The sequence below is a fragment of the Geobacillus sp. FJAT-46040 genome (assembly GCF_002335725.1).
In the GTDB taxonomy this organism is placed as follows: domain Bacteria; phylum Bacillota; class Bacilli; order Bacillales; family Anoxybacillaceae; genus Geobacillus; species Geobacillus thermoleovorans.
In genome coordinates this window covers 12,008-38,140 of the sequence record NZ_NISS01000001.1, presented here as the reverse complement: position 1 = coordinate 38,140, position 26,133 = coordinate 12,008, and the positions used below count along the sequence as shown (strand labels likewise).

Genomic DNA, 26,133 nt, shown 5'->3' with positions numbered 1-26,133 from the left:
TATTTGATCGACTGTCGGGCGACCGAACAACGCCGCTTAAAGACCCATATATGGGTCTGTGAAGCAGGCGGTTGTTCGATCCTCCGTCACGCCTTGGCTTGCCTTCGACAGTCGAACGAGAACGATCGATTTAGGAAGATGACAGTCGCCGGCCTTTTAGAGGCGCGCATTGACAGCCTTTCCCACTACCGCTTCGGAAGCTGGATGGACGGGTCGACTTGACCGCCGTTTTTGTTGTAAAATTGCGGCACTTCTCCCGGAATAAAGCGCATCACAACTGGAATATCTGTTGTCACATTGGAAATTTTCGATGCAAAAGGAATGACGACTTGGATGTCGACCGATACATGAATATCAATTTCAATAAAAAAACTGTTAATATCATACGCTCGAATTTCTTTCGTCACTTCCGAGTCGACATTGCCAACGATCTGAAACTGCACCGGAATGCGCGGGCCGAGGTTGGCCAAGAGGGCATTATCCGTGATTTTTCCAAGCGGAATGTAATAAATGATGCCGCGGCTGTTTCCAGTTCCGGACTCGACTTCGGGAAGGATCATCCGTTCAAGCCGTCCTTCTGTCGCCGCCTTTAAGCTTTCCATCACATGATCATCCGTCTCCGATAAGATGCGATTGATCACCGCGGTGTCAAAATCGACCGACACAATTTTGCCGCTTTCGTCCTTTTGAACCGTGACCAGCTGCCGAAATTCAGGGTTGTCTTTTTGAAACTGCTGCTCAATGGCGTTATTGATCACCAAGTTGGCAATCCGCTTCGTTTCCGTTTCCGCAATCTCCATGAGCACCGGCTCAATGCCTTTATTGACAATCCAAAGGCTTACCGCCGTCGAGAACATAAAAAAAACGAACGTCAATAAAAACACATAGCGGAACGGGAGCGGCCCCTTCCGCACGAATCGGGGGCGCAACAAAATGAAAATCCCTCCTTTACAAGCTATATGTATGCTTGCAAGGAGGGATTTTTTCACCGCATTTTCAACAGCGCCTCTCTTCCTTTCATTCCCTCTTCAATGCCGAGCTCCAAAGCGGCGACTGTCACCGATTCGAGCGGCGCCTCGAGCAGCTGTTCAATCGTACGCACCCCGACCGCCCGCCCGGCGATAATGCCGCGATCACGCAATTTCTCATTCAACAGCGCCACATCGAGCGCTCCGCACATAATGTACCCTTTTTCACCCGCCACCGCCAACAAATTCGTTTTCGGCAGCTGGACGGACACAGCAATAAACGGATGTCCGTCAATGATGATCGGCTTCACTTCGACCATCGCCGCAGTCACTCTCCTTTCCATACTCCAATGTATGAAGCATGGAAAAAGAAGTGCCTGCCTATTGGGCCAATTTCCAAGCGAGAAGATCGCGCAAAAACTCCGGCATGTAATACGTTTTTTCCGCCGCCCGCTGAATTTGCGGATAAAAGTGGCCGATCGCAAACATATCGGTCGTCGCCACCTCATACGTGCGCTCGGGATCGAGCGGCTCGCCGTTGATCATAATGCGGCGGATATGCCATTGACCGTCCTCCTCGAGCCCGGCCTCGATGTCCACGCCGTCGTACACCATTTCCCCCATCACTTCGCCGCGGAAGCCAAACCCTTTAAACTGCCAATGCTTCATCCGTTCCGTGTTGGCCTCAAGGATAATCTCTTTGAGCTCCGCGCCGCGCAGCTTCACCTTGCACGGGTTGAGCGGATGCGGGCAAATGCGATGCAAATCTTTTTTCGTCACCGGCCCTTTCGCAAGCGGCGCAAGCAGCACGCCGGCGTTAACCATGCCAATGTCCGCTTGGCACCACTCACGCAAAGCGGAAGCAAGCAAATTCCCAAGCGGCGACGGGGCGAACCAGTCAAGCGGCAAGTCATCATGGAGCACGGCGACTTGTTCCGCTTCAAGCCGCGCCAAACTTTCCTGCTCAAGACAAACAAGATGGCGCTCGACCGCCTCGGAGCGGGGCAATGGTTCGACATCCACGACCGTCGCGGATGCCCTGGACAGCCGGTTTTGGTCAATCTCCAGCTTGACCACCCCAACATATTTTCCGTATTTCCCCGCCGCGCAAAGCAGTGTTTGATTCAATGTTTTTCCTTCTGGAAACACATGGTGGGTGTGAGCGCCTAAAATAATGTCCACGCCTGGGATCGTCGCAGCGATTTTTTCATCCTCATTCACCCCAAGATGAGACAGCACAACGACGCAATCGGCCTTTTGCCTCACTTCCTCCACCGCCGCTGCCAACATGTCAAACGGCGGAACGATCTTCCAGCCGAGCAGCTCGTAAAAGTGAGAAAACGGAGCGGTGGCGCCAACCACCCCAATGCGAAACGTCTCCGTCGCCGGGATGACGACATACGGCAACGCCCAATGCGGCCGCACGCCATCGCGGCGAAACAAATTGGCGACAACGACCGGAAACCGAGCCTGTTCGTACAACGTATCCAGTTCATCATGATCAAGGGTGATCCCTTCGTTGTTGCCGATCGTCACCGCATCATAGTGAAGATCGTTCAATAAGTCCACATTCGCTTTTCCACGCGTCGCCTCGGTAATCGGGTGCACGCGGTCGAGAAAATCGCCCACATCAAACAAAAGCATCGCCTCGTTGCGCGCGCGATGCTCCCTTCTCCGTTCTGACAAAAAGCGGGCGATTTGCGGCCAATGTTCAAAATGGCTGTGCACGTCGTTCGTATGATAAATATAGACGGTTTGCTTCAATGCGCAAGCCTCCTTGGTTACGAAAAACTTTCGATCACAAGCCGAAGGCCAAGCAAAACGAGCACCATCCGAAGCACGACGACAAGCGTCCGGCTTGGCATCCGCTTATTGATCCACGCCCCGGTTTTCGCGCCGATCCATACGCCGGGAATGAGGGCAAGGGCAAACGACCATTGCACATTTCCCATCGCGACATGGGTGAGAGAACCGACGAGCGAGGACAAAAAAATCATCAACATCGACGTGGCGACCGCCACATGGGGCGGAAAGCGAAACAGCACGATCATCGCCGGCACCATGAGCGAGCCGCCGCCAATGCCAAACAACCCGCCGAAAAAGCCGACCACAAACGCGATGGCGATCGCGGCGAGCGGATAATAGCCGTACACGAACGTCTCCCCGTTCCGCTCCGTGTACGTGCGCATGACTTTCCGCGCCCACCACGATGCCCGTTTCAAGCGGGTTTCCGCTTTCGTCTCGGATCGGGATGACTCCCGTTCATTCTCCGTCGCCGCCGCCGTCTCGTCAGCCGAACGCTTCGTTTTCTTTTGACTCAGCGACAAAAAGAGCGACATGGCGATTAAAAACAGCCCAAAATACAATGAAAAATGAGCGGCGCTCAGCGTATTGTTCACCCAAGCGCCGATGACCGCCCCGGGAACGCTGCCAAGGCAAAAGAGCAAGCCGCTTTGATAGTCGACCATTTTGTCTTTCATATACGACAATGTGGACGATAAGCCATTGAAAATAATGACGACAAGCGACGTGCCGACCGCCACTTGCGGCGTCACCGCCGACAGCCAGCCGAGCGCGCCGAAAAACAGAAGCGACGGCACGATGATCACCCCGCCGCCAAGGCCGGCCAAACTGCCGACCGTCCCCGCGATAAAGCCGATCAAGACAAGCAACGCATACGCCATCCTCCATCCCCCTCTTCCCCGCTTCAAAACAAACCAAGCTGCCGCGGCGCCAGGCCCGTGTACTCAATGCCAAGCAAATCGATCAATTGTTTGGCGTTGTCGGCGGCATCGCCGCCGGAGTTGTTGTTAAACAGCACGTAAATCTGTTTCGTTTTTTGTTTTAATGCCTCTATATGGCGCACCCACTCGCGCAGCTCGCGCTCATTGTACCGGTATAAATAGCGGACCGCCCTCCAGTTCTCGCCGGCCGTCGCCTTGTTCCAGCCGTGGACATTCCGTCCGTGCAGGCGGATGAGCGTCTTTTCCCGGTCGGTCGGATGCAAAACGGTCGGCACCGACCCTTCCCCCGCCTGCGGCTCGTCGCAAATTGTGTGAATCCACCCTTCCTCTTCCATAAAGTGAAGCGTTTTTTCATAAAAGCGCGGCGAAAACCATGATTGGTGCCGAAATTCGAGCGCCGCCGGCACCTCCCCCATCCGCGCTTTTGTCCAGCGCAAGTACGCCACATGCTCGCGCCGACAGTCAAACCACGGCGGAAACTGAAACAGCACCATCGCCAATTTCCCCGCTTCCTGAAACGGCGCGATCGATTCCAGAAACGCGGCAAACATCGCTTCCTTGCTTTCATACGGAATCGGGCCGCGCTCATGCCCGGTCATTCCTTGGTATGCCTTCACGATAAACTGAAACGACGGCGGCGTCTCGCGAATCCACTTTTCCACGTTCGAACGCGGCTGAATGGCGTAAAAGTACGAATCGACCTCGACCGTCGGAAAATGGGCCGCGTATTCCAGCAACTTGTCTTTCGCCGCAAGACCTGGCGGATAGAGGTTGTCATGATCCCCCCAACCAGTCAGTCCGATGTAAATCATCACGATCACCAATTCGTTCGATTTCCAGCTATCTTCACTATATCATAAGCGCGGGCGGCGCGAAATAAAAATGACCGCCGCACCATCAAGGGCAATGTCAGTTCATAGATTCATAACGTCCATAATTTACAATCGAGGAACGATTGCGATACAATGATACCCATCGAAACATTCTGACAATGGGAGGGCTGTCCAATGATCCATCTGTACCCGTTTCTTCTCTTATCGATATTTTTGATTGTGCTGCCCGGCCCCGACACAGCGGTGGTGACCAAAAACACCATTTCCGCAGGGAAGATCGGCGGCTTGAAAACCGCACTAGGGGTTTGCTGCGCCTTGTTTCTCCACACCGCCGCGGCGTCGCTCGGGCTTTCCGCCGTCATTATGCAATCGGCCTTGCTGTTTTCGATCCTGAAGTATGTGGGTGCTGTGTACTTAACGTATTTAGGCGTTAAGGCATTATATGGGGTCATGAAAAAAGGCGAAGCCCCCAGTGTGGAAACGGACATCAGAGGAGGAGGAGAACATACCGCCTGCTTCAAGCAAGGGTTTCTGACCGATTTCTTAAATCCGAAAGTGGCGGCCTTTTTCTTAACCTTTTTGCCGCAATTCGTAGCACCGGGCTCGCACTCCTTTGTTCCGTTTCTCCTGATGGGGGCGGCTTATACGGCGATGACCGCGATATGGTTTTTGTTTTACATTTCCTTCATCCATTATATCAGCGATTTCATGAAGCGGCCGAAAACGAAGAAATGGATCGAAGGCATCACGGGCGCGGTGATGATCGGGTTCGGCATCAAATTGGCGCTTGAAAAAGTCCAGAGCTAAACAGGAAGACCGGGCGCGGCTGAACAGAGCCGCCTGGCATGTGAAATGAAAGACAGGGGAGCGCCCAAAAAGAGCGCTCCCCTAAAAACATGCTCCCATGAGGGAGGAAATGGCCTGCGGAGCGGCCTTGACGCTTCCGGAGATCACCGGAAAGAATAAGGGACGGCGGCCGCTCCCTTGTTTTGTCCTGCGTTGATCATGTGGGCGTTTTGTGGGTCAAGCGCCCACGCTGGAGCGCTCCACCCTTGATTCATCAAGCTTACCCAATGCTTCCTTCCATCTCGAATTTGATCAAGCGGTTCATCTCGACCGCGTATTCCATCGGCAGCTCCCTTGTAAACGGCTCGATGAAGCCCATGACGATCATTTCCGTCGCTTCCTGCTCGGAAATGCCGCGGCTCATCAAGTAGAACAGCTGCTCTTCCGACACTTTCGACACTTTCGCTTCGTGTTCGAGCGACACGTTGTCGTTTAAAATTTCGTTGTACGGAATGGTATCGGATGTCGACTGATTGTCGAGAATGAGCGTATCGCATTCGATGTTCGAGCGCGAGCCGGACGCTTTGCGGCCGAAATGGACCATGCCGCGATACGTCACCTTGCCGCCTTGTTTGGAGATCGACTTCGAGACGATCGTCGATGACGTATTCGGGGCCAAATGGATCATTTTCGCCCCGGCGTCTTGATGCTGCCCTTTGCCGGCGATGGCGATCGACAGCGTCAAGCCGCGCGCCCCTTCGCCTTTTAAGATGACGGCCGGGTATTTCATCGTCAGCTTCGAGCCGATGTTGCCGTCGATCCATTCCATCGTCGCGTTTTCTTCGCAGACGGCGCGCTTCGTCACCAAGTTGAAGACGTTGTTCGCCCAGTTTTGGATCGTCGTGTAGCGGCAGTAGGCGCCTTTTTTGACGATGATTTCCACAACCGCGCTATGAAGCGAGTTCGTCGTGTAAATCGGCGCTGTACAGCCTTCGACGTAATGGACGTGCGCCCCTTCGTCCACGATGATGAGCGTCCGTTCAAACTGCCCCATGTTTTCCGAGTTGATGCGGAAGTACGCCTGAAGCGGCGTATCGACTTTGACGCCTTTCGGGACGTAGATGAACGAACCGCCCGACCAGACGGCCGAGTTGAGCGCCGCAAATTTGTTGTCCGTCGGCGGCACGACTTTGGCGAAATACTCGCGGAACAAGTCTTCGTTTTCCTTCAGCGCCGAGTCGGTGTCTTTAAAGATGACGCCGAGTTTTTCGAGGTCTTCTTTCATGTTGTGGTAGACGACTTCCGATTCGTATTGCGCCGAGACGCCGGCCAAATATTTTTGTTCCGCCTCTGGAATCCCTAATTTATCGAACGTCGCTTTGATCTCCGCCGGCACCTCATCCCACGAACGGCCCGATTTTTCCGTCGGTTTGACGTAGTACGTAATTTCATCGAAATCGAGGCTTGACAAGTCGCCGCCCCATTGCGGCATCGGTTTGCTGTAGAAGATGTCGAGCGCTTTTAAGCGGAACTCGAGCATCCATTGCGGCTCGTTTTTCATCCGCGAAATTTCTTCGACGACTTCACGCGTCAAGCCGCGCTGGGCGCGGAAGACGGAGACGTCCTTGTCGACGAAGCCGTACTTGTATTCACCAATTTCCGGGGCTTTTTTCGCCATCTCGGTTCACCTTCCTTCATGTTCATGATTGTGCAGCCCTTTTTCGAGCGCTTTCCACGCCAACGTCGCGCATTTAATGCGGGCGGGAAATTTGGAAACGCCTTGGAGCGCCTCGATGTCGCCAAGATCGACCGAATCGTCGTACTCTTTCCCTTGGATCATGTCGGAAAAAATGTGGGCGAGCCGAAGCGCTTCCTCCACCGTTTTTCCTTTGATCGCCTGCGTCATCATCGACGCCGACGACATTGAAATCGAACAGCCTTCCCCTTCAAATTTGACGTCGGCGACTTTTCCGTCTTCGACTTTCATCGTCAAGTGGATGCGGTCGCCGCACGTCGGGTTGTTCATGTTGACATCGACGTTCGTTCCTTCAAGCACCCCGCGGTTGCGCGGGTTTTTATAATGATCCATAATGACTTGGCGGTAAAGCTGGTCCAACGGATGATTAGAAGACATGGCTGAAGTACTCCTTCGCTTTCTGTAATGCGGCGATGAATGCATCGATTTCCTCTTTCGTATTGTAAAGGTAAAAGCTCGCCCGGGCGGTCGCCGTCACGCCGAGCCATTTCATGAGCGGCTGGGCGCAATGGTGGCCGGCGCGGATGGCGATTCCTTCGGCGTCAAGGACAGTCGCCACATCGTGCGGATGCACCCCGTCGATGTTGAACGTGACAAGCCCCGCCCGCTCTTTCGGGCCATAGACGGTGACGCCTTCGATGTCCGCCATTCGTTCAAGCGCATATTGCGCCAGCTCATGCTCATGGGCGGCGATGGCGTCCAAGCCGACTTGTTCAAGGAAATCGATCGCTGCACCAAGGCCAATCGCCCCGGCGATAATCGGCGTGCCGCCTTCAAACTTCCACGGCAGCTCTTTCCACGTCGAGTCGTACAGCTCGACAAAATCGATCATTTCGCCGCCGAACTCGATTGGCTCCATCTGCTCAAGCCATTTCTTTTTGCCATATAATACGCCGATTCCCGTCGGCCCGCACATTTTATGGCCGGAAAGGGCGAGAAAATCGCAATCAAGTTCTTGGACATCGACCTTCATATGCGGAGCGCTTTGCGCCGCATCGACGACGACGACCGCGCCGCGCTCATGGGCGATGCGGGCGATCTCCCGCACCGGGTTGATCGTCCCAAGCACGTTCGATACATGAGCAATGGCGACAATCTTCGCCGCTTTGGTGATGGCCGCCTCAACGTCGCGCAAATCGATCGTGCCGTCTTCCTGCATTGGAATGTATTTTAACGTCGCCCCCGTTTGCTTCGCCAACTGCTGCCACGGAATCAAGTTGCTGTGATGCTCCATGTACGTGATGACGATCTCATCGCCTTCTTTGACGTTGGCGCGCCCGTAGCTTGCAGCGACCAAATTAAGCGATGCCGTCGTGCCGCGCGTAAAGATGATTTCCTGCGCCGATTGGGCGTTTAAAAACCGCCGCACTTTTTCGCGCGCGCCTTCGTACGCATCGGTCGCCTTCGTCCCGAGCGTATGGACGCCGCGGTGGACGTTCGAGTTGTACTCGCGGTAATAGCGGTCAAGCGTCTCAATCACCGGCAGCGGCTTTTGCGACGTCGCCGCGCTGTCAAAATAGACGAGCGGATGGCCGTTCACTTGCTGATGCAAAATCGGAAACAACGCGCGAATGTCGTTTACATTCATGATTGAACTTTCCTTTCAATCACTTCAATTAATTGGTTTTTCACGCCTTCAAGGGGAATCGCCTCGACAACCGGCGCCAAAAAGCCGTGGATGATGAGCCGTTCCGCATCGCGTCTCGGAATGCCGCGGCTCATTAAGTAATACAATTGGATCGGGTCAACGCGCCCGACAGAAGCGGCGTGGCCGGCCATGACGTCGTCTTCATCAATGAGCAAAATCGGGTTCGCATCGCCGCGCGCTTTTTCGCTCAGCATCAAGACACGCGACTCCTGGTCGGCGTTTGACTTCGACGCGCCGTGCTCAATTTTGCCGATGCCGTTGAAAATCGAGGTCGCGCTGTCGCGGACGACGCCATGTTTTAAAATGTAACCTTCCGTATGCCTGCCGTAATGGACGACGCTGGTCGTAAAGTTTTGCACTTGCTCGCCGCGGCTGACCGCGACCGTTTTCGTATCGCCGAACGAGCCGTCGCCGACAAGGCGGGTGATGTTCTCGGAGACCGTGTTGCCGTCATTCATCAGCCCGAGCGCCCATTCGATCCGTCCGTCGCGCCCGGCGATGCCGCGCCGATTGACATACGTCGTGGTGCCTTTGGCCAAATGGTCGACGGCGGCGAAAAAGACGCTTGCGTTCGCTTGGGCAAACACCTCGGCGGCCACATTGACGACCGCTTTTCCTTCTCGGCTTGCCGATATATAGTTTTCGACAAACACGACGCGGCTGTTGTCTTCCGCGACAATGATCACGTGGTTAAACAAGGCGATGTCATCTTCGTCTTGAATATAGACCGCCTGAAGCGGCGTTTCAATCTCCACGTTTTTCGGAACATAGACAAACACGCCGCCGTTGAGCAGCGCCGCATGGAGCGCGGCAAGGCGGTGCTCATCCGGCTTGACCGCCGTCATCAAATAGTTTTTCAGCAAGTCGCCATGCTCGCGCGCTGCTGTGAAGATGTCGGTGAAAATGACGCCTTTTTCTTTTAATTCATCGGACAGCGACACGTACGCCGGCGTATGGTTGCGCTGCACATACAAGTTTTTCGTTCCTTCGCCCGCCTCGATGAGCGCCTTGACCGCTTCCGGCAAATCGTCAAGACCATCATACGGCGCGCTGTCGACCGTGTGGCGGGCGAACTCGGTGAAATTCCATTTGTCGATTTTCGTCTTCTCCGGTTTCGGAAGCGGCAGCCGCTCCGCCAGCCGAAGCGCCTCAAGGCGCCGCGCCGTCAGCCAGTCCGGCTCGCCGCGCCCGCTTGAGAACGTGCGGATGTATGTTTCATCGAATGGGATTTTCGTTTCTGTCGCCATAATCCTCCTCCTAACGCTTACGCTTCTTGTCCGACCGTTTCGTCTTCAATGCCAAGCTCTTTTTTGATCCAGTCGTACCCTTCCGCCTCAAGCCGCTGCGCCAGTTCCGGACCGCCGGATTTGACGATGCGCCCTTGCATCATGACGTGCACGTAATCCGGCGTGATGTAGTTCAATAACCGTTGGTAGTGAGTGATGATCAAACAGCCGAATTCGCTGCTGCGCATTTCGTTGACGCCTTTGGCGACGATTTTGAGCGCGTCAATGTCCAATCCGGAGTCGATCTCGTCCAAAATGGCGATTTTCGGTTCAAGCATCATCAGCTGCAAAATTTCATTTCGCTTTTTCTCCCCGCCCGAGAATCCTTCGTTCAAGTAACGGTGCGCCATATCCGGGTTCATTTCGAGAAACGCCATTTTTTCATCGAGCTTGCGGATGAATTTCATGAGCGAAATTTCGTTGCCCTCGCCAAGCCGGGCATTGATCGCAGCGCGCAAAAAGTCGGCGTTCGTCACTCCACTGATTTCGCTTGGGTATTGCATCGCCAAAAACAGGCCGGCGCGCGCCCGTTCGTCGACTTCCATCTCAAGGACATCCTGGCCGTCGAGCGTCACCGATCCTTCTGTCACTTCATATTTTGGATGGCCCATAATGGCCGATGCCAGCGTCGACTTCCCCGTTCCGTTCGGACCCATGATGGCGTGGATTTCCCCGCCTTTGACTTCCAAGTCCACTCCTTTTAAAATTTCTTTTCCCTCCACGGCGACGTGGAGATTGCGAATCGTCAATACCGCCATGCAGCATACCTCCAATTCCCGATTGAGAGTCAGTTCGCTCGCTTGTCTTCTAGCGATCGCTCATTCTCATTTTATTCTCATTACAATTTTATAACAAATGAAAACTACCTGCAACTTCCCTGCTCTGTTTTTCACGATGGCCGTGTGAAAAAATAGCGCCTTTTACTATTTTACACGAAAACCTCAAGCTTGTACGAGTTTTTGCAAAAAAAAGCCCCCGTTTTTTCCGGAGTCTAGTGAGCCGCCCGCAGCTCGCGGAGGCATTCTTGCACGAGCGTCACCGCCTGGCTCATCGCCGCCCCGCCGCCAAACGCGGCCGCCGTACTGGCGCGTTTGAACAACCGATGAAGCGCGGGAAAACAGACCGGCCGCGGCGTCTCTCCATCCAAAACGGTTTTGAACTTTCGGGTGGCTCTTTTTTGTGCAAAAAATAACGGAAGCGATTCGCTTCCGTTATTGATTGTTTGTCGCCGCTGGAATGACGGCGCCGTGGTATTTTTCTTTAATGAAATCTTGGATTTCTTTCGATTGCAGCACTTCGACAAGCGTTTTGATTTCTTTCCGGTTTTCATCGCCTTTGCGCACCGCAATAATGTTCACATACGGATTGTTTTTCGGCGACTCCACGGCGATCGGGTCTTTCGCCGGGTCCAAACCGGCGTCAAGCGCATAGTTGGCGTTGATCAGCACCGCATCGCCTTCGCCGTTTTTGTAAATTTGCGGCAGAAGCCCGGCGTCGACATCGGCCTTAAATTTTAAATGCTTTGGATTTTCGATGATGTCATTGACTGTCGCTTTCGTTTTATCGACGCCCGGTTTCAATTTGATGAGCCCTTTTTCTTGCAGCATCGACAAAATGCGGCCATGGTCGGCGACCGAGTTGCTCATGATGATCGTCGCGCCGTCCGGCAGTTCTTCAATGCTTTTGTATTTTTTGGAATACAGGCCGATCGGCTCGATATGAATGCCGCCGGCGTTGACGAAATCATAGCCGTGTTCTTTCATTTGCGATTCCAAGTACGGAATGTGCTGGAAGTAGTTGGCGTCGATGTCTTTATCAGCCAACGCTTTGTTCGGCAAGATGTAATCTTGGAACGTAATGATCTCCAAGTCGATGCCTTTTTTCTTCAAAATCGGTTTCGCTTTTTCCAAAATTTCCGCGTGCGGCACGTTCGACGCGCCGACTTTCAACTTCACCAATTTGCCGTCTTTGCCGCCTTCCGCGCTGTCGTTATTGTTGCCGCCGCATGCCGCCAAAGCGAGCACGAGAATGGCGGCGAGCAACACACCCAACCATTTCTTCATCAGTTGTTTCCCCCTTTATCGTTTATCGATTTTCGAAGTGACAAAGTCACCGATCAGCTGAATGATAAATACAATGACCAACACCAATACGGTTGCGACAAATGTCACATCGTTATGGTTGCGCTGGAACCCTTCCAAATACGCCAAGTTCCCAAGCCCGCCGGCGCCGATGGCTCCAGCCATCGCTGTATAGCTGACGAGCGACACCGCCGTCACCGTAATGCCGGAGACGAGCGCCGGCAAAGACTCCGGCAGCAGCACTTTCCAAATGATCGTCCACGTTGAGGCGCCCATCGCTTGGGCTGCTTCGATGACGCCTTTATCAATTTCGCGAAGAGCGATTTCGACCATGCGGGCGTAAAACGGCGCGGCCCCAATGACCAAAGCCGGCAGCGCCGCATTGGCGCCAAGCATCGTCCCGACAAGCCAGGTGGTAAACGGAATGAGCAAAATGATCAAAATAATAAACGGAATCGAGCGGAAAATGTTCACAAACGCCGCAATCACTGTATTGACAAACCGGTTTTCCCATAGGTTGCCCTTCGCTGTCAAAAATAGAAGCAAGCCAAGAACGATTCCGAGGACGAAAGTGGCCGCCACCGCCACTCCCGTCATATACAGCGTCTCGACCGTCGCCGCCCACATCGTCTCCCATTGCACGTTCGGCAGGAGGTTAGCGAGCATCGTGAATCACCTCCACCGCCACCTGCTGGCTTTGAATGTAGTCAAGCGCCCGGTCGATTTCATCCCTCGCCCCGTCGAGGTGCACGAACAGCACCCCATAGGCGCCTTGATGGGTTTGCGAAATTTTCCCTTGCAAAATGTTGACATCGACGGCAAACTGACGCACCACTTCGGTGGTGAGCGGCTTTCCGGCTGCCGCGCCGACAAACGTCAGCTGCGCGATCAGCCCGCTCGGGTATTGGCCAAACAAATGAGAAATCGCCTCTTCCGTCTCCTCGGGCTCGATCAGCTGCTTGACGAACCGTTTCGTGATCGGCTGCTGCGGGTTGCGGAACACATGCAACACTTCGCCTTGCTCGACGATTCGGCCGCTTTCCATCACCGCAACGCGGTCGCAAATTTTGCGGATGACGTGCATTTCATGGGTGATCAGCACAATCGTCAGCCCGAGCCGCTTGTTGATGTCAACGAGCAAGTCCAAAATCGCATCGGTCGTCTGCGGGTCGAGCGCCGATGTCGCCTCGTCGCACAGCAAGACTTTCGGGTTGTTGGCGAGCGCCCGGGCGATGCCGACCCGCTGCTTTTGCCCGCCGCTCAGCTGCGACGGGTAGGCATCCTCGCGCCCGGAAAGGCCGACAAGCTCGATCAATTCATCCACCCGCTTGTTCCGCTCCTCTTTCGGGACGCCGGCAATTTCAAGCGGAAAGGCAATGTTTTCCCTGACTGTGCGAGACCAAAGCAAGTTGAAATGCTGGAAAATCATCCCGATTTCTTGACGCGCCTTGCGCAGCTCCCGCCCTTTGATGCGCCCCATGTCGCGGCCGGCGACGATCACCTTGCCGCTCGTCGGCTTCTCGAGCCCATTGAGCAAGCGGATGAGCGTGCTTTTCCCCGCGCCGCTGTAGCCGATAATGCCGAAAATTTCCCCTTCGCGAATCTCAAGCGACACATTGTCGACAGCCGTGACCGAGCCGTTGGCCGCTTGATAGATTTTCGTCACTTGTTCGAGTGTAATCATCGTTTCACCTTCCTCCCCAAGCGGCGGAGCGCAAAAAGAAAACCTTTCTGCCCGCAGAGAACAGAAAGGTATTGTGCACCATTCTGTCTCTTATCTCTCAAAGCAGGCCGCTTTGTGTGAATTGGCACCATTTCAGCACATGCGCTGACGGTTGCCGGGCTTCATTGGGCACATCCCTCCACCTCTCTTGATAAGAGCGCAACAATCACCTATTCGATTGACTACAGCTGTGATTGTATCACCTTGTGTCGAACATTGTCAATAAAAATTTCACCCAACATGCCGATACGGCTTAGCCAAATGGAGGAGCGACTCAAGCAGCAACAGATGACGAAAGCTTCCCGATACATGCACTTCGCGCAGCCGGACGAGCTGCTGCAGCTTCAGTTCGCCGTTCAGCAGGGACGCGAGCGCCTCTTTGGAACCGCGCACCGTCAATGTTTTCCGTTCATCGTTTTCCATCCCTCTAGCGGCTGATTCCTTGCCGATCAACAGCAAGGCGGTTTCGTCATCGCTTTCAAACCGAACATACAGCTGCTCATCCGGCAAAATCGGCACCAAATGGTGCAACACTTGCATCCGTTCCACGAACTGCCCAACTAATTCACGCATTTCCATGGATATCCCCTCCCCCATTTTTATTTTTTTCACTTCCACCTGAAGAGGAGAAATCCTTTACAAAAATCTCGACAACCCGTTGACGAACGAGCGCCGTTTTTGTCATTTCCCAAGAAATGTGTCAAACAGCGTCAAAAAAAGGCGAATCATCGGGACGGCAAGCAGGCTTGAATCACTTCGTACAAATACGGAACGGAATGAAAGGCATACCACTTGCCTGCGACCGTTCCGTCCCTAAAAAGAAGCAGGCAAGGAACGCTTTCAATTTTCCACGCAACGGCCTGCTCAGGGATATAGTTGATGTCCGTTTCGTAAAACGGCAGCGCCGGAAACAACTGCTCCACCACCGTGAGCATCCGCCGCGCCAGCTGGCACGTGCCGCACAGCGGGGTATACAAGTAAAGGGCCAGAAGCGGCTCGACTTCCACCACTCGCATGACATCGTTTCGGTCGATCGCTTTCACTCGCCTCTTCCCCTCATGAGCGATTCGATGCGGACGTCGAAACGAGCGCGCAACAGCACTTGCGCCAAGTGCCAAGGCGGAGCGGCCGCCACTTCGCGATACGCCCGGTCAATGTAAAGATGCTCCGCCTCTGGAAACATGCGGCGAAACTGCCGGCGCAATTTTTCTCCCGCCTCATCGGCATCGGCCAAGACGTATACACCGCATCCTTCCAGCTCATCGGCCAGCTCCTCAAGGCGCGCATCACTGATCGTGCCGTTTGTGCAGACGATGACGACTGGTTCGTTCAGCACCGCCGCCACTTTTTGCTTGTCTGATCGCCCTTCGACGATGATCACTTTTTCCACGCGTCGCATGTCCGACCCACCTAACTTCAAATGAGGATACTATTATTGTATGTCTTGCGCCGGCCAAATGTTGAAAATGAAAAGCAACAGCCATCCACCGTTGCCTTTCAACACCAGCCCGCTTCCCCGTCGCAATCGACATATTTTTGGTCCGGCTCAACGGTAGCGGTCACCTGTTTGTAAATTCTTCCGTTTTGTTCGGTATACCCCTTTTTCAACGGGACGGCCGCCGGAAGCGGAAGGCGCCCGATGAGCTCTCCTTCCTCGTACAACTCCAGCGAGCGGCCGTTCAGTTTGCCGATGATCCGGTCCGTGACATCTATGCGCGTCGTTTGCAGCGCCATCGCGAGCACCCCTTTTTTCAATCAAATTCCGGTATGTATAGAGTGCCCGAATCGAAGCGAAGATTGCAGGAACGTTTATCCTTCGTTGATCATCGCCTCGTATTGTTCCGCCGTCAACAAATTGTCGATTTCGCTCAAATCATTCGGTTTGACGACGATCATCCACGCTTTGTCATACGGCGATTCGTTCACGTACTCCGGATGGTCATTTAACGCCTCATTCACTTCAACGACCGTGCCGCTGATCGGCGCATACAATTCCGAGACCGTTTTCACCGATTCAACGCTGCCGAACGGCTCGTTCGCCGTAACCTCTGCGCCGACTTCCGGCAGCTCGACAAAGACGATGTCGCCAAGCTCTGATTGGGCGTAATCCGTAATGCCGATGCGCACGTTCTCTCCTTCCACGCGCACCCACTCATGCTCCTTTGTATAGCGAAGTTCTTTCGGCGTGTTCATCGTATCCCTCCATTGCGACAAAATGTATATTCCTTTTCATCATAACCGATTTTCCGCAAAAACTCACTGAATTCACCCGATTTTGCAAAAAATTTTTTATGTCCCCGCCGCGAAAAACGCCTCGTATTCTTGTTCGCGAAAGCCCACGACGACCCGCTCGCCGTCCGTCAAAATCGGCCGTTTGACCAACATCCCGTCCGAGGCGAGCCAATCGAGCATCTCGTCTTCCGATGCGCGGTCGAGCTTGTCCTTCAAGCCAAGCTCGCGGTATTTCATCCCGCTCGTGTTGAAAAATTTTTTGAGCGGCAGCCCGCTTTGACGGTGCAAACGGGCGAGCTGCTCTTTCGTCAGCGGCTCGTCGACCAAATGCACCGTTTGCACCTCAATGCCGTGTTCATCCAACCATTTTTTCGCCTTCCGGCACGTTCCGCATTTTGGATACCAATAGAGCGTGAGCGCCATCTTCACTCCTCCCTTTCATTTCCGCTGTGTGGCAAACAAATAAGAAGCACCAGGCAAACGCCTGGTGCTTCCCATTATCACACAATATACCGTTCGGCTTCAATGAGCGCGGCGGCCGCTTCGCGTTTTTTCGCGATCACGTTGATCGGCGTATGGCGCGTCAGCCGTCGGAGAGCGGCGAGCATCATCCGCAGCGTGTCTCCTTGTTCGACGGCGACGAGCGTTTCTTTCGCATGGGCTTCAATTTCATTGAACGCCTCTTGGCAGAAAATTTGCGTGTACAGCAATTTTTGTTTGTTTTTCTCCTCACCGCTCGCCTGAATCGCTTTTTCCGTGCGCAAAAGCGCTGATTCCATCGCATAAATGTTCGAGACGATGTCGGCGATGTTGACGAGCACTTCTTGCTCTTCTTCAATGCGCTGGCCGTATTTTTGCGCCGCTAAACCGGCGACCATCAAGGCGATTTTTTTCGCGTTGCGCACCAAGTATTTCTCTTGTTCCAGCGCGCCCGTCCCCGGCTCTTCGGCGGCCATCATCATCAGTTCTTCCTGAAGCTGCTGCGCTTTTTGGAAGAGCGGCAGCTCGCCTTTTAACGCCTTTTTCAAATACATGCCCGGCACGAGAAGGCGGTTGATTTCGTTCGTCCCCTCGAAAATGCGGTTGATGCGCGAATCGCGGTAGGCGCGCTCAATTTCGTATTCCTGCATAAAGCCGTACCCGCCGTGGATTTGCACGCCTTCATCCACGATGTAATCGAGCACTTCCGTGGCAAAAAACTTGTTCAATGAGCATTCGATCGCATATTCGGCGATCGATTTCGCCACTTCTTTGCCATCTTTCGCCTTTTCCGCATCAAGCAGGCTCATCCGTTCATCGAACAAGCCGACCGTGCGGTAAACCGAGCTTTCGGCGGCATACAGGCGCGACGCCATCGTCGCGAATTTTTCCTGCGTCAACGTAAACTGCGAAATCGGCCGTTTGAATTGCTGGCGCTGATTGGCGTATTTGAGCGTGATTTCAAGCGCCCGCTTCGCGCCGCCGACCGCCCCTAACCCAAGCTTGTAGCGGCCGATGTTCAAAATGTTGAAGGCGATGACATGGCCTTTTCCGATTTCACCGAGCACGTTTTCTTTCGGCACCGGCACATCTTGCAAAATGAGCGTTCTTGTCGACGAGCTTTTAATCCCCATTTTCTTTTCTTCCGGACCAGTTGAAACGCCCGGGAAGTCGCGTTCCACGATGAACGCGGTGAAATGTTCGCCGTCGACTTTTGCATAGACGACAAACACATCAGCAAAACCGGAGTTGGTGATCCATTGTTTTTCGCCGTTTAAAATGTAATGCGTGCCTTCCGCGTTTAATCTCGCCGTCGTTTTCGCGCCGAGGGCGTCCGAACCCGAGCCAGGCTCCGTCAAGGCGTAGGCGGCGATTTTTTCGCCGGTCGCTAAATACGGCAAATATTTTTGTTTTTGTTCTTCCGTGCCAAACAACACAATCGGCAGCGAGCCAATTCCGACGTGCGCCCCGTGCGAAATGGCAAAACCGCCGGCCGGCGCCATTTTTTCCGCAATGATGGCCGAACTGACTTTATCTAGGTCCAAACCGCCGTATTCTTCCGGAATGTCAGCGCTTAACAAGCCGAGCTCGCCCGCTTTGCGAAGCAATTTCACGGAACGGTCAAACTCGTGGTTTTCCAAATGCTCGAGCTGCGGGAGCACTTCATTGTTGACATACTCTTCCGTCGTTTTGGCAATCATATGATGTTCGTCGGTGAAATCTTCCGGCGTAAACACGCGCTCCGCCGGAATGTCTTCAATCAAAAAGCTGCCGCCTTTGATCGCTTCTTCCATCGTTTTGGCCATCGTTGATTTCCTCCCCCGAAAGATGATTGATGATCCGGGCGGCAACGCCGCCCGGGAAATAGACGTTCCATGCAGCCGGGCAAATGCGGATGCATGCCTCGCGCGAGCTGATGAAGCCCGCTCGCTGTCAGCTGCCGCTACAGCAGCTCAAACACGCCGGCCGCTCCCATGCCGCCGCCGATGCACATCGTGACGATGCCGAACTGCACGTTGCGGCGCCGCATTTCGTAAAGCAAAGACAAGGTCAGCTTCGCGCCCGTGCAGCCGAGCGGGTGGCCTAGAGCAATCGCCCCGCCGTTGACGTTGACAATGTCTTCATCCAACCCAAGTTCGCGGATGACTTGGATCGATTGCGAGGCGAACGCTTCGTTCAGCTCGATCAAACCGATGTCGGACAGCTCAAGGCCGGCCAGCTTCAACGCTTTCGGCACCGCAGCGACCGGGCCGATCCCCATCACTTCCGGCGGCACGCCGGCAACCGCGAACGAACGAAACTTGCCGAGCGGCTTCAAGCCGAGCGACTCCGCTTTTTCGCGGTCCATCACCATGACCGCCGCCGCCCCGTCGCTCATTTGCGACGCGTTGCCGGCGGTGACGGTGCCGTTTACCGCAAACGCCGGCCGGAGTTTCGCGAGCGTTTCCATATTCGTGTCCGGGCGCACGCCTTCATCTTGTGTAAAGACGACTTTCTCCTCAACGAGTTTGTTGCCTTCTACTTTGCGCACCGTCACCTCGACCGGCACGATTTCTTCATTGAATTTTCCTTCGGCAATCGCCTTGGCGGCGCGCTGGTGGCTGCGCACCGCGAATGCGTCTTGGTCCTCGCGGCTGACGCCGTATTTTTTCGCCACTTGCTCGGCAGTGTGCCCCATCGACATGTAGTATTCCGGCGCTTCTTCCGCCAAGCGGGCGTTCGGGCGGACGACATGCCCCATCATCGGCACCATGCTCATCGATTCGACCCCGCCGGCGATGACCGTGTCGGAATGGCCGAGCATCACCCGTTCCGCCGCATAGGCGATCGCCTGCAAACCGGACGAGCAATACCGGTTGATCGTGATCGCCGGCACGGTATATGGCAGCCCGGCGAGCGCGCCGATGTTGCGGGCGATGTTCAATCCTTGCTCCGCCTCCGGCATGGCGCACCCGATAATCAAGTCGTCAATGTTTCCTTCATAGTTCCCCGCGCGCTTGATCGTTTCTTTGACGACGAGCGCCCCTAAATCATCCGGCCGCACGTGGGCGAGCGTTCCTTTTTTCGCTTTGCCGACCGGTGTGCGCGCACCTGCGACAATGACCGCTTCTCTCACGCCAATCCCCCCTTGATCTCCTCCGCTTTAGTTGCGGAGCGGTTTTCCTTTCACAAGCATATGCTGCATGCGCGCTTGCGTCTTCGGCTCGCCGATGAGGCTCAAAAACGCCTCGCGCTCGAGATCGAGCAAATATTGCTCGTCGACTTCCGTTCCGTACGGCACTTTGCCGCCGGCTAGAACATACGCCAATTTTTTCGCGATTTTCAAATCGTGCTCGCTGATGTAGCCGGAATGGAACATCGACTGCGCCCCAAGCAGCATGGCGGCATAGCCGCTTTCGCCGGCCACCGGCACTTTCTTCCTTACAGGAGGCCGGTACCCTTCCTCATACATCGAGAGCACCGCCTGTTTCGCTTCATACAGCAGATGGTCGCCGTTCATCGTGATGCCGTCGCGGTGATTCAAGAAGCCAAGCTCGCGCGCTTCCGCCGCTGACGTCGACACTTTCGCCATGGCGATCGTTTCAAATACGCTGGCCGCGATTTTGACGTAGTCGACGTCCACGCCGCGCGGCAGGCTGTTCAACCGTTTGATGTACAGCTCCTTGTTGCCGCCGCCGCCCGGAATCAAGCCGACGCCGACTTCGACGAGCCCGATGTACGTCTCGGCCGCCGCTTGGATGCGTGAAGCCGCCAAGCTCACTTCCGCCCCGCCGCCTAACGTCATGGCAAACGGCGCGACGACGACCGGCTTCGGGTTGTATTTCATTTTGAGAAGCGCTTGCTGGAACTGGCGAACGGCAAGTTCCAATTCAAAAAAGTTTTCGTCTTGCGCCTCCATGAGCATCATCGCCAAGTTCGCGCCGACGCAGAAGTTTTTCCCTTGGTTGCCGATGACGAGCCCTTTGTAGTTGCGGTTGACTTCCTCAAGCGCCTCGTTGATCATTTGGACAATATCGGCGCCAATCGCGTTGTTCGGCGAATGGAACTCCAGAAGCGCCACGTCGTCGCCGAGGTCAATGAGGCTGGCGCCGGCATTTTTCTTGATGACGCCGCGCGCCTCTTTCAGCCGGCGGATGTGGATGACTTTTTCGTTTTCTTCTACTGTTTTATACCCGCCCGGCGCATAATAGAACAGCCGGCCGTTTTCCGTTTTATAGAACGATGTGGCTCCGTCGTCGAGCATGTCCGTGATCCACGACGGGATGTCGCGCCCTTCTGACTGCATTTTACGCACCGACTTCTCGAGGCCGATCGCATCCCACAGTTCAAACGGACCTTGCTCCCAGCCGAACCCCCACTTCATCGCCTGATCGATCGCTACGATGTCGTCGGCGATCTCCCCGACAAGGCGGGCAGTGTACAGCAATGTCGGTGCGATGATGTTCCAAAGGAGCGTTCCCGCGCGGTCGCCATCGGCATACACGAGCGTTTGCAGCTTGGCAGCCGCTCCTTTCGCCTGCTTCGCCATCTCCACCGCCGGGGTGACAAGCTTTTTGCGCGGCTCGTATTGCATCGTGACGTAGTTCAGCTCGAGAATGTCTTTTCCTTGCTTGACAAAAAAGCCTTGTCCGGATTTGCTGCCGAGCCAGCCGTTTTCAAGCATCGTTTTCATAAACTCCGGCACGCGGAACGCCTCTTTTTCTTCCCCTTCGACGTTTTCATACACGTTGTTGGCGACATGCACGAACGTATCGAGCCCGACGACGTCAAGCGTGCGGAACGTCGCGCTTTTCGGCCGGCCGATGAGCGGCCCCGTCACCGAATCGACCTCGCCGACGCTGTAGCCGCCTTGCATCATCTCGCGGACGGTGACGAGCAAGCCATACGTGCCGATCCGGTTGGCGATGAAGTTCGGCGTATCTTTCGCCATGACGACGCCTTTGCCGAGCACGTCTTCGCCGAACGATTTCATATAGGCGACCACATCCGGATCCGTATGCTCCGTCGGGATGATCTCAAGCAGCTTCAAATAGCGCGGCGGGTTGAAGAAATGCGTGCCTAAAAAGTGTTTTTTGAAATCGTCGGAACGCCCCTCCGCCATTGCGGCGATCGAGATGCCGGATGTGTTCGAGCTGACGATCGTCCCCGGCGTCCGCACCTCGTCGACGCGAGCGAAGACTTCTTTTTTCACTTCCAGCTTTTCAACGACCGCTTCAATGATCCAATCGACTTCCGCGAGCCGGTGGAAGTCATCCTCGAAGTTGCCCGTTTCAATCAAAGCGATGTTGTCTTTGGACATGAGCGGCGCCGGTTTTTGCTTGAGCAGCCGCTCGAGCGCCTGATTGGCGAGGCGGTTGCGCACTTGTTTATGCTCGAGCGTCCAACCTTTTGCTTCTTCCTCTTTCGTCAATTCCCGCGGCACGATATCCAACAGCAGCGTCGGAATGCCGACGTTCGCCAAATGGGCGGCAATGCCCGAACCCATGACGCCGGACCCGAGCACCGCGGCGCGCCGAATGCGTTTTACCATTTCGGTTCCCCCTCACACCATTGAATGAATGATCATTCATTTTTTGATGAAAAAAATATCGTTGAAACCGCTCTCTATAACTAAATATATAGTATGTTGATAATTTTCGCAATATATTTGTGCATATTTTTCCCGACATCGCACTCCGAAATGTTGCTCATACTAACGATCAGGAGGTGAACCACCGATGGCCCGGTTGAAAAAAAATCCATCTGAACGCGGCGTCAGCGCCGCAAGCGTCAAAGGAAACGCCGGCCCGACGGTCGAAGCCGACGGCGGCGGCAAGCGGACAAGCCAAAACCAGCAGTACAAAAAACACAACATGCAAGGGGACTGACGCCCATGGCGTCAGCTCCCGCCTGTCATAGCTGCAAATAAAGAGAGGCCGCACGATCTGAACGGCGTTTACCTCAAATGACCGCCCGACGCCCCGTGACATGCAACGGCGTTTGTCTGAAATCCAAAAAGGCTTGATGGCCGTTGCCGCTGGATGCCTGTCCCCTTCTGCGCCCGAACGCTCGGCGTCCGCCGGCGTTTTCCTCTGTTTTGCGCCCCTACTTGCGGAGGATGCCTTTTAAAACAAACGCCACGTTGGCCGGCCGTTCGGCGAGCCGGCGCATAAAATAGCCATACCAGTCCGTGCCGTACGGAACGTACACGCGCATCGTATATCCTTCGCGCGCCAGCTGCACTTGGCGCTCCGGGCGGATGCCGTACAGCATTTGAAATTCAAACTGGCTGTTGGGAATGTTGTATTCTTTGACGAGCTGCTTCGTATATTCGATGATGGCGTCGTCATGCGTCGCCACCGCCGTATAGTTGCCGTTTAGCAAATGCATTTTGATGATCTTCTTAAAGTTCTCATCGACATCTTTTTTATCCGGAAACGCCACTTCGGGCGGTTCTTTGTACGCTCCTTTGACGAGACGCAAGTTCGGGCGGTACGGCTTTAAGTCTTCAATGTCTTGTTCCGTCCGGTACAAATACGCCTGCAGCACCGTGCCGACGTTGTCGTATTCTTTTTTCAACGTTTTAAAAATGTCCAGCGTCTTTTGGCAGCGTGAATAGTCTTCCATGTCGATCGTCACGAACACGCCGCGCTCTTTCGCCGCATCCAAAATGCGGCGCATGTTGCGCATGACAAGCTCATCGGAAATATCAAGCCCCATCGATGTCATTTTCAGCGACAGCTGCGAGTTCAATTTCTCCCGGCTGATCGCCTCAATCGCCTCCAAGCAATGGCGCGCCATCTCATTCGCTTCCTGCTCATTGTCGACAAACTCACCCAAATAGTCGACCGTGACCGCCAATCCTTTTTCGTTCAGCTGGCGGATGACGCGCACCGCTTCCTCGATCGTTTCGCCGGCGACAAACCTTGACGCGCCGAAGCGGAGGCCGTATCGCTTCGCCAACCGGGTCAACGTCTTATTTTTGGACAAGAACAAAAAAAAGTCGCGCATCAGCTGTTCCACTGTTGCAAGCCCCCTTGTACGGAAACGCATTCATAATCCTTATTGTACCATGTTTCCGCCCGATTGAATATGTTTTTTCCGCACGTTTTATCTTTTATATGTGAATAATTTTCCACTCACTGCACAATCTACAAGCGAACAAACCATGAAAGGAGCGAAACGCGATGCAGCAACAACCGCAAATGAACCCGCAGACCGCGATGCCCGAACCGCCGCAAATGGTGTCATCAAAAGACGCCATGTATTTTTCCGATATGATGTCGTGGAACTTGCTCGCGGCGAAAAAGGCGCACTTTTTCGCCGCGCAATGCCGAGACCCTGAAGTGGTGCAGGCGATCGAGCGCGCTGGACAGATGCATCAGCGCCATTACGACATGATTTTGCGCCATTTGCAAAACCCGCCGCAACCGCCGGTCATGTAAAAGGAGGAAAGCCGCATGAACACAAGACAAGTGCAAAACCCGGAAACGCAAGTGCCGAAAACACCGCAAATGAACGAACGCGATTTTTTGAACGACATGTTGACAACAGAAAAATACATGACGTCGGCATACAGCGTGTACTTGCATGAGGCGAGCAACCAACCGTTATATCAAGAAATGATGAACATTTTCACAGAAACACAAAACTGCCAGCGCGAACTGTATAACTTGATGTTCAAAAAAGGCTGGTACAAACTTGAAGTCGCCGATCCGCAAAAGCTTCAGCAAATGTACCAGCAGTTCCAAGGGTATACGAATCAGCTCCCTTATCAAGGGAATGTCATGCAATAACAAAGCAAGAGGATGTCCGAACAGCAAAAGGACATCCTCTTTCTCAATCCGTTAAGAAGACCGGGTGCAGAAAAGGGAGAAAGGGATGGCAGCGCCATCCGAATCCGTGTGGAACATGCTGCAAACAGCCGACGTCCGCATCCGCGACACCGAGATCATTGAATAAGCACCCCTTCTTGTTCCACAGGGATGCTTATTCTTTCATGAATAGACGATCAATCCCACCAGTCTGGATACGGCGGATACGGCGGATACGGCAGATACGGCGGATACGGCGGATACGGCGGGTACGGGTAAAACGGACGCGGAGCTAACGCGCCGCCGAGCAATCCGCCTAAGAAGCCGCCGACAAATGGGGCGCCAAACAACAATCCTGGAAATGGCATCGTTCCTTCTCCTTTCCCCAAAGCTAGAATGCTACACTGTATTCATATGCAACAAACAAGAAAAGAGGGTGGGTCGTCCGCCCAACCCTTGCCGGTTTCTCACCACCAAATGGGGACATACCACAACGGATAGAAAAACAGCGGAACTAATGCGCTCCCGAGCAAACCGCCTAAAAAGCCGCCAAAAAACGGAGCGCCGAAGAAAAACGGGTGCGGCCGCCAAATGCGTTCATCCGCTGCTTGGAGATGGCTCATCTTGCTTTCCTCCTTCCGCTTGCTTTAGTCCCACTGTATGCAGAAAAAACGCCCGCTGCTTAGGCCAGTACCTAGAAGGCTGGTGAAAAACGGCGATTTCTCCCAAATCATCGATCCGTGAATGCAAAGGAAGGTCTCTTTCTATAAGATATTCTCATTAAAGGAAATTATTTTCTTTTACCCGTGGTGCTAGATAAACTCAAACAAGCATAAAAATAGCCCTTGCATGAGGATCCCCTTAAAATGAAAGTGCAACCAACCATTAAAAAGGAGGATCCCTATGCAAGAGCACTTTCATTTTACTACAGATCGGGCCAAGATTCAAAAGCAATATGCCGCCATTTTCGTTTTTGTTTCTGCTCAACTTTCATGCATTCAGGTGCATCTTCATCGTCGAAATCGCCATTTGGTCAAGCAAGAGGACGCTGTCATCATCGCCATTCATCTTTTAGGAAAGCTGCTCGGTTTTACTTCTGAACGGGCGTGGCATCGTTTTGTCACGGGAAATTTGTTCACAAACGGCTCGTTTCTCGAACGTTCCCGGTATAACCGCCGCTGCCGGGCGCTTGGCTTCGCTATCAAATGGATCCGCCATGAGCTGGCAAAACGCGGCCAACATCATGCCTATGCCGTCGTCGACAGCTTGCCGCTCCCGTTGTGCCATACCGCAAGAATGCATCGCGTCAAACGGTTTCAAGAGATCGCAGACATCGGGTATTGCGCTTCAAAAAAGCAATGGTACTATGGGTTGAAGCTGCACCTTCAAGTGACCGATCAAGGGCTGCCAATGGGGTATGTGGTGACGGAAGCATCTTGCCACGATCGAATCGCAGCCGAAAGCGTGATGACCCAAATTCCCCACCCGTATAACTTTGGGGACAAAGGATTCATTAGCCGTGACTTGCAAAAAAGGCTGTACGAAGAATACCAAATGGCGCTTTGGACTCCGTCTCGAAAAAACCAGAAACATCGTGCGTCTGAGACATGGGAGCAGTGGATCCAACAAAAACGCAAAGTGATCGAGACGGTGTTCTCGGTTCTGGTTGACCACTATCGCATCACGGGGATCCGAGCCAATTCGATTATCGGATTTGAAGTGGCACTAGACGGTATATTGTTAGCTTATTCCCTGGTTACACTTGGGCTAGTTGAGCGCTAAAGCTCAACTAGCACCACGGGT

The 26,133-nt window shown here is 54.1% G+C and carries 30 protein-coding genes, 1 pseudogene and 1 riboswitch; of the genes and pseudogenes, 5 read left to right on the top strand and 26 right to left on the bottom strand.

Annotated features, from left to right (window positions below; genetic code table 11):
- Nucleotides 1-185 precede the first annotated feature (185 nt).
- The 5 genes from yunB to CD000_RS00185 all read right to left on the bottom strand — a co-directional run bounded on the left by yunB (nucleotide 186) and on the right by CD000_RS00185 (nucleotide 4,524).
- Nucleotides 186-932, bottom strand: coding sequence for a sporulation protein YunB (gene yunB, locus CD000_RS00205; protein WP_096224625.1), 747 nt, complete (start codon nucleotides 930-932; stop codon nucleotides 186-188).
- Nucleotides 933-985: 53 nt separating this feature from the next.
- A complete protein-coding gene (locus tag CD000_RS00200) occupies nucleotides 986-1,288 on the bottom strand; it encodes a YunC family protein (protein ID WP_011232452.1) in 303 nt (100 codons plus the stop codon).
- A gap of 61 nt (nucleotides 1,289-1,349) precedes the next feature.
- On the bottom strand, nucleotides 1,350-2,732 hold the full coding sequence (locus CD000_RS00195) for a bifunctional metallophosphatase/5'-nucleotidase (protein ID WP_011232453.1): 1,383 nt from the start codon (nucleotides 2,730-2,732) through the stop codon (nucleotides 1,350-1,352).
- Nucleotides 2,733-2,749: 17 nt separating this feature from the next.
- Nucleotides 2,750-3,652, bottom strand: coding sequence for a sulfite exporter TauE/SafE family protein (locus tag CD000_RS00190; RefSeq protein WP_014196670.1), 903 nt, complete (start codon nucleotides 3,650-3,652; stop codon nucleotides 2,750-2,752).
- 23 nt (nucleotides 3,653-3,675) lie between these two features.
- Nucleotides 3,676-4,524, bottom strand: coding sequence for a DUF72 domain-containing protein (locus CD000_RS00185; RefSeq protein ID WP_011232455.1), 849 nt, complete (start codon nucleotides 4,522-4,524; stop codon nucleotides 3,676-3,678).
- Nucleotides 4,525-4,719: 195 nt separating this feature from the next.
- Here CD000_RS00185 and CD000_RS00180 point away from each other — a divergent pair, with 195 nt between their 5' ends.
- Entirely contained in the window at nucleotides 4,720-5,352 is a 633-nt protein-coding gene (locus tag CD000_RS00180) for a LysE family translocator (protein ID WP_063164842.1), read from the top strand.
- Between the two features lie 259 nt (nucleotides 5,353-5,611).
- On the opposite strand, the gene sufB is transcribed toward CD000_RS00180, so the two are convergent.
- The 18 genes and pseudogenes from sufB to CD000_RS00090 form a co-directional block, all read right to left on the bottom strand.
- Nucleotides 5,612-7,009 (bottom strand): Fe-S cluster assembly protein SufB, encoded by a 1,398-nt coding sequence (gene sufB / locus CD000_RS00175; protein ID WP_011232461.1) that lies wholly within the window; start codon nucleotides 7,007-7,009, stop codon nucleotides 5,612-5,614.
- A 6-nt stretch (nucleotides 7,010-7,015) separates the two neighbouring features.
- Entirely contained in the window at nucleotides 7,016-7,465 is a 450-nt protein-coding gene (sufU, locus tag CD000_RS00170; protein ID WP_013144310.1) for a Fe-S cluster assembly sulfur transfer protein SufU, read from the bottom strand.
- On the bottom strand, nucleotides 7,455-8,675 hold the full coding sequence (locus CD000_RS00165) for a cysteine desulfurase (RefSeq protein ID WP_096224624.1): 1,221 nt from the start codon (nucleotides 8,673-8,675) through the stop codon (nucleotides 7,455-7,457). The genes sufU and CD000_RS00165 overlap by 11 nt, the downstream gene beginning before the upstream one ends.
- A complete protein-coding gene (gene sufD / locus CD000_RS00160) occupies nucleotides 8,672-9,982 on the bottom strand; it encodes a Fe-S cluster assembly protein SufD (protein ID WP_011232464.1) in 1,311 nt (436 codons plus the stop codon). Before sufD ends, CD000_RS00165 begins: the two co-directional genes overlap by 4 nt.
- Before the next feature lie 17 nt (nucleotides 9,983-9,999).
- On the bottom strand, nucleotides 10,000-10,779 hold the full coding sequence (gene sufC, locus CD000_RS00155; RefSeq protein ID WP_011232465.1) for a Fe-S cluster assembly ATPase SufC: 780 nt from the start codon (nucleotides 10,777-10,779) through the stop codon (nucleotides 10,000-10,002).
- 233 nt (nucleotides 10,780-11,012) lie between these two features.
- Nucleotides 11,013-11,102: pseudogene (locus CD000_RS00150) on the bottom strand (carboxymuconolactone decarboxylase family protein); the annotation flags it as partial.
- Between the two features lie 130 nt (nucleotides 11,103-11,232).
- Nucleotides 11,233-12,084, bottom strand: a complete 852-nt coding sequence (locus CD000_RS00145; RefSeq protein ID WP_096224623.1) for a MetQ/NlpA family ABC transporter substrate-binding protein — start codon at nucleotides 12,082-12,084, stop codon at nucleotides 11,233-11,235.
- A 15-nt stretch (nucleotides 12,085-12,099) separates the two neighbouring features.
- Complete coding sequence (locus CD000_RS00140; protein ID WP_011232468.1) at nucleotides 12,100-12,768, bottom strand: methionine ABC transporter permease; 669 nt, start codon at nucleotides 12,766-12,768, stop codon at nucleotides 12,100-12,102.
- Complete coding sequence (locus CD000_RS00135) at nucleotides 12,758-13,786, bottom strand: methionine ABC transporter ATP-binding protein (RefSeq protein WP_096224622.1); 1,029 nt, start codon at nucleotides 13,784-13,786, stop codon at nucleotides 12,758-12,760. Before CD000_RS00135 ends, CD000_RS00140 begins: the two co-directional genes overlap by 11 nt.
- A gap of 87 nt (nucleotides 13,787-13,873) precedes the next feature.
- A riboswitch (SAM riboswitch) is annotated at nucleotides 13,874-13,983 on the bottom strand.
- 73 nt (nucleotides 13,984-14,056) lie between these two features.
- Nucleotides 14,057-14,404 (bottom strand): sterol-binding protein, encoded by a 348-nt coding sequence (locus CD000_RS00130; RefSeq protein ID WP_096224621.1) that lies wholly within the window; start codon nucleotides 14,402-14,404, stop codon nucleotides 14,057-14,059.
- A gap of 146 nt (nucleotides 14,405-14,550) precedes the next feature.
- On the bottom strand, nucleotides 14,551-14,868 hold the full coding sequence (locus CD000_RS00125; RefSeq protein ID WP_011232471.1) for a thioredoxin family protein: 318 nt from the start codon (nucleotides 14,866-14,868) through the stop codon (nucleotides 14,551-14,553).
- The gene (locus CD000_RS00120; protein ID WP_096224620.1) at nucleotides 14,865-15,224 is read right to left on the bottom strand and encodes a toprim domain-containing protein; all 360 of its coding nucleotides are present in this window, start codon (nucleotides 15,222-15,224) and stop codon (nucleotides 14,865-14,867) included. The genes CD000_RS00125 and CD000_RS00120 overlap by 4 nt, the downstream gene beginning before the upstream one ends.
- A 98-nt stretch (nucleotides 15,225-15,322) precedes the next feature.
- Nucleotides 15,323-15,559: a YusG family protein gene (locus CD000_RS00115; protein WP_011232473.1), complete on the bottom strand. Its 237-nt coding sequence runs from the start codon at nucleotides 15,557-15,559 to the stop codon at nucleotides 15,323-15,325.
- A 75-nt stretch (nucleotides 15,560-15,634) separates the two neighbouring features.
- A complete protein-coding gene (gene gcvH, locus CD000_RS00110; protein ID WP_011232474.1) occupies nucleotides 15,635-16,018 on the bottom strand; it encodes a glycine cleavage system protein GcvH in 384 nt (127 codons plus the stop codon).
- A gap of 96 nt (nucleotides 16,019-16,114) precedes the next feature.
- Nucleotides 16,115-16,480, bottom strand: coding sequence for an arsenate reductase family protein (locus tag CD000_RS00105; protein WP_011232475.1), 366 nt, complete (start codon nucleotides 16,478-16,480; stop codon nucleotides 16,115-16,117).
- 77 nt (nucleotides 16,481-16,557) lie between these two features.
- Nucleotides 16,558-18,342, bottom strand: coding sequence for an acyl-CoA dehydrogenase family protein (locus tag CD000_RS00100; RefSeq protein WP_096224619.1), 1,785 nt, complete (start codon nucleotides 18,340-18,342; stop codon nucleotides 16,558-16,560).
- Between the two features lie 137 nt (nucleotides 18,343-18,479).
- Nucleotides 18,480-19,652, bottom strand: a complete 1,173-nt coding sequence (locus CD000_RS00095) for an acetyl-CoA C-acetyltransferase (protein ID WP_011232477.1) — start codon at nucleotides 19,650-19,652, stop codon at nucleotides 18,480-18,482.
- Between the two features lie 27 nt (nucleotides 19,653-19,679).
- Nucleotides 19,680-22,067 carry a 3-hydroxyacyl-CoA dehydrogenase/enoyl-CoA hydratase family protein gene (locus tag CD000_RS00090; RefSeq protein ID WP_033026183.1) on the bottom strand — a complete coding sequence of 796 codons (2,388 nt, stop codon included), beginning with the start codon at nucleotides 22,065-22,067 and terminating at the stop codon, nucleotides 19,680-19,682.
- 187 nt (nucleotides 22,068-22,254) lie between these two features.
- Here CD000_RS00090 and CD000_RS00085 point away from each other — a divergent pair, with 187 nt between their 5' ends.
- A complete protein-coding gene (locus tag CD000_RS00085) occupies nucleotides 22,255-22,404 on the top strand; it encodes a YuzL family protein (RefSeq protein WP_011232479.1) in 150 nt (49 codons plus the stop codon).
- A gap of 217 nt (nucleotides 22,405-22,621) precedes the next feature.
- On the opposite strand, the gene CD000_RS00080 is transcribed toward CD000_RS00085, so the two are convergent.
- Nucleotides 22,622-23,539, bottom strand: a complete 918-nt coding sequence (locus tag CD000_RS00080) for a proline dehydrogenase family protein (RefSeq protein WP_096224616.1) — start codon at nucleotides 23,537-23,539, stop codon at nucleotides 22,622-22,624.
- 164 nt (nucleotides 23,540-23,703) lie between these two features.
- Between CD000_RS00080 and CD000_RS00075 the strand changes: the two genes are divergently transcribed.
- Together CD000_RS00075 and CD000_RS00070 are read left to right on the top strand one after the other, a co-directional pair.
- Nucleotides 23,704-23,961, top strand: a complete 258-nt coding sequence (locus CD000_RS00075; RefSeq protein WP_096224618.1) for a hypothetical protein — start codon at nucleotides 23,704-23,706, stop codon at nucleotides 23,959-23,961.
- A gap of 15 nt (nucleotides 23,962-23,976) precedes the next feature.
- Nucleotides 23,977-24,312: a spore coat protein gene (locus tag CD000_RS00070; protein ID WP_096224617.1), complete on the top strand. Its 336-nt coding sequence runs from the start codon at nucleotides 23,977-23,979 to the stop codon at nucleotides 24,310-24,312.
- 215 nt (nucleotides 24,313-24,527) lie between these two features.
- On the opposite strand, the gene CD000_RS18610 is transcribed toward CD000_RS00070, so the two are convergent.
- Both CD000_RS18610 and CD000_RS18605 read right to left on the bottom strand, forming a co-directional pair.
- On the bottom strand, nucleotides 24,528-24,698 hold the full coding sequence (locus CD000_RS18610; RefSeq protein ID WP_198962469.1) for a hypothetical protein: 171 nt from the start codon (nucleotides 24,696-24,698) through the stop codon (nucleotides 24,528-24,530).
- 99 nt (nucleotides 24,699-24,797) lie between these two features.
- Entirely contained in the window at nucleotides 24,798-24,953 is a 156-nt protein-coding gene (locus CD000_RS18605; protein WP_162839636.1) for a hypothetical protein, read from the bottom strand.
- Between the two features lie 280 nt (nucleotides 24,954-25,233).
- Here CD000_RS18605 and CD000_RS00065 point away from each other — a divergent pair, with 280 nt between their 5' ends.
- Nucleotides 25,234-26,112 carry an IS982 family transposase gene (locus CD000_RS00065; RefSeq protein ID WP_011230510.1) on the top strand — a complete coding sequence of 293 codons (879 nt, stop codon included), beginning with the start codon at nucleotides 25,234-25,236 and terminating at the stop codon, nucleotides 26,110-26,112.
- Nucleotides 26,113-26,133 lie beyond the last annotated feature (21 nt).

Coding starts and splice junctions, on each gene's coding strand:
- sufD (WP_011232464.1), bottom strand. CDS start 9,982: ATGGCGACAGAAACGAAAATCCCATTCGATGAAACATACATCCGCACG.
- CD000_RS00130 (WP_096224621.1), bottom strand. CDS start 14,404: ATGGAAATGCGTGAATTAGTTGGGCAGTTCGTGGAACGGATGCAAGTG.
- CD000_RS00180 (WP_063164842.1), top strand. CDS start 4,720: ATGATCCATCTGTACCCGTTTCTTCTCTTATCGATATTTTTGATTGTG.
- CD000_RS00075 (WP_096224618.1), top strand. CDS start 23,704: ATGCAGCAACAACCGCAAATGAACCCGCAGACCGCGATGCCCGAACCG.
- CD000_RS00185 (WP_011232455.1), bottom strand. CDS start 4,524: ATGATTTACATCGGACTGACTGGTTGGGGGGATCATGACAACCTCTAT.
- CD000_RS00120 (WP_096224620.1), bottom strand. CDS start 15,224: ATGCGACGCGTGGAAAAAGTGATCATCGTCGAAGGGCGATCAGACAAG.
- CD000_RS00135 (WP_096224622.1), bottom strand. CDS start 13,786: ATGATTACACTCGAACAAGTGACGAAAATCTATCAAGCGGCCAACGGC.
- CD000_RS00065 (WP_011230510.1), top strand. CDS start 25,234: ATGCAAGAGCACTTTCATTTTACTACAGATCGGGCCAAGATTCAAAAG.
- sufC (WP_011232465.1), bottom strand. CDS start 10,779: ATGGCGGTATTGACGATTCGCAATCTCCACGTCGCCGTGGAGGGAAAA.
- CD000_RS00190 (WP_014196670.1), bottom strand. CDS start 3,652: ATGGCGTATGCGTTGCTTGTCTTGATCGGCTTTATCGCGGGGACGGTC.
- sufB (WP_011232461.1), bottom strand. CDS start 7,009: ATGGCGAAAAAAGCCCCGGAAATTGGTGAATACAAGTACGGCTTCGTC.
- CD000_RS18605 (WP_162839636.1), bottom strand. CDS start 24,953: ATGAGCCATCTCCAAGCAGCGGATGAACGCATTTGGCGGCCGCACCCG.
- CD000_RS00145 (WP_096224623.1), bottom strand. CDS start 12,084: ATGAAGAAATGGTTGGGTGTGTTGCTCGCCGCCATTCTCGTGCTCGCT.
- CD000_RS00085 (WP_011232479.1), top strand. CDS start 22,255: ATGGCCCGGTTGAAAAAAAATCCATCTGAACGCGGCGTCAGCGCCGCA.
- CD000_RS00140 (WP_011232468.1), bottom strand. CDS start 12,768: ATGCTCGCTAACCTCCTGCCGAACGTGCAATGGGAGACGATGTGGGCG.
- sufU (WP_013144310.1), bottom strand. CDS start 7,465: ATGTCTTCTAATCATCCGTTGGACCAGCTTTACCGCCAAGTCATTATG.
- CD000_RS00200 (WP_011232452.1), bottom strand. CDS start 1,288: ATGGTCGAAGTGAAGCCGATCATCATTGACGGACATCCGTTTATTGCT.
- CD000_RS00070 (WP_096224617.1), top strand. CDS start 23,977: ATGAACACAAGACAAGTGCAAAACCCGGAAACGCAAGTGCCGAAAACA.
- CD000_RS00100 (WP_096224619.1), bottom strand. CDS start 18,342: ATGGCCAAAACGATGGAAGAAGCGATCAAAGGCGGCAGCTTTTTGATT.
- CD000_RS00105 (WP_011232475.1), bottom strand. CDS start 16,480: ATGGCGCTCACGCTCTATTGGTATCCAAAATGCGGAACGTGCCGGAAG.
- CD000_RS18610 (WP_198962469.1), bottom strand. CDS start 24,698: ATGCCATTTCCAGGATTGTTGTTTGGCGCCCCATTTGTCGGCGGCTTC.
- CD000_RS00165 (WP_096224624.1), bottom strand. CDS start 8,675: ATGAATGTAAACGACATTCGCGCGTTGTTTCCGATTTTGCATCAGCAA.
- CD000_RS00090 (WP_033026183.1), bottom strand. CDS start 22,067: ATGGTAAAACGCATTCGGCGCGCCGCGGTGCTCGGGTCCGGCGTCATG.
- gcvH (WP_011232474.1), bottom strand. CDS start 16,018: ATGAACACGCCGAAAGAACTTCGCTATACAAAGGAGCATGAGTGGGTG.
- CD000_RS00115 (WP_011232473.1), bottom strand. CDS start 15,559: ATGGCGCTGCAAACGACGCGCATAGATGTCACGGACCGGATCATCGGC.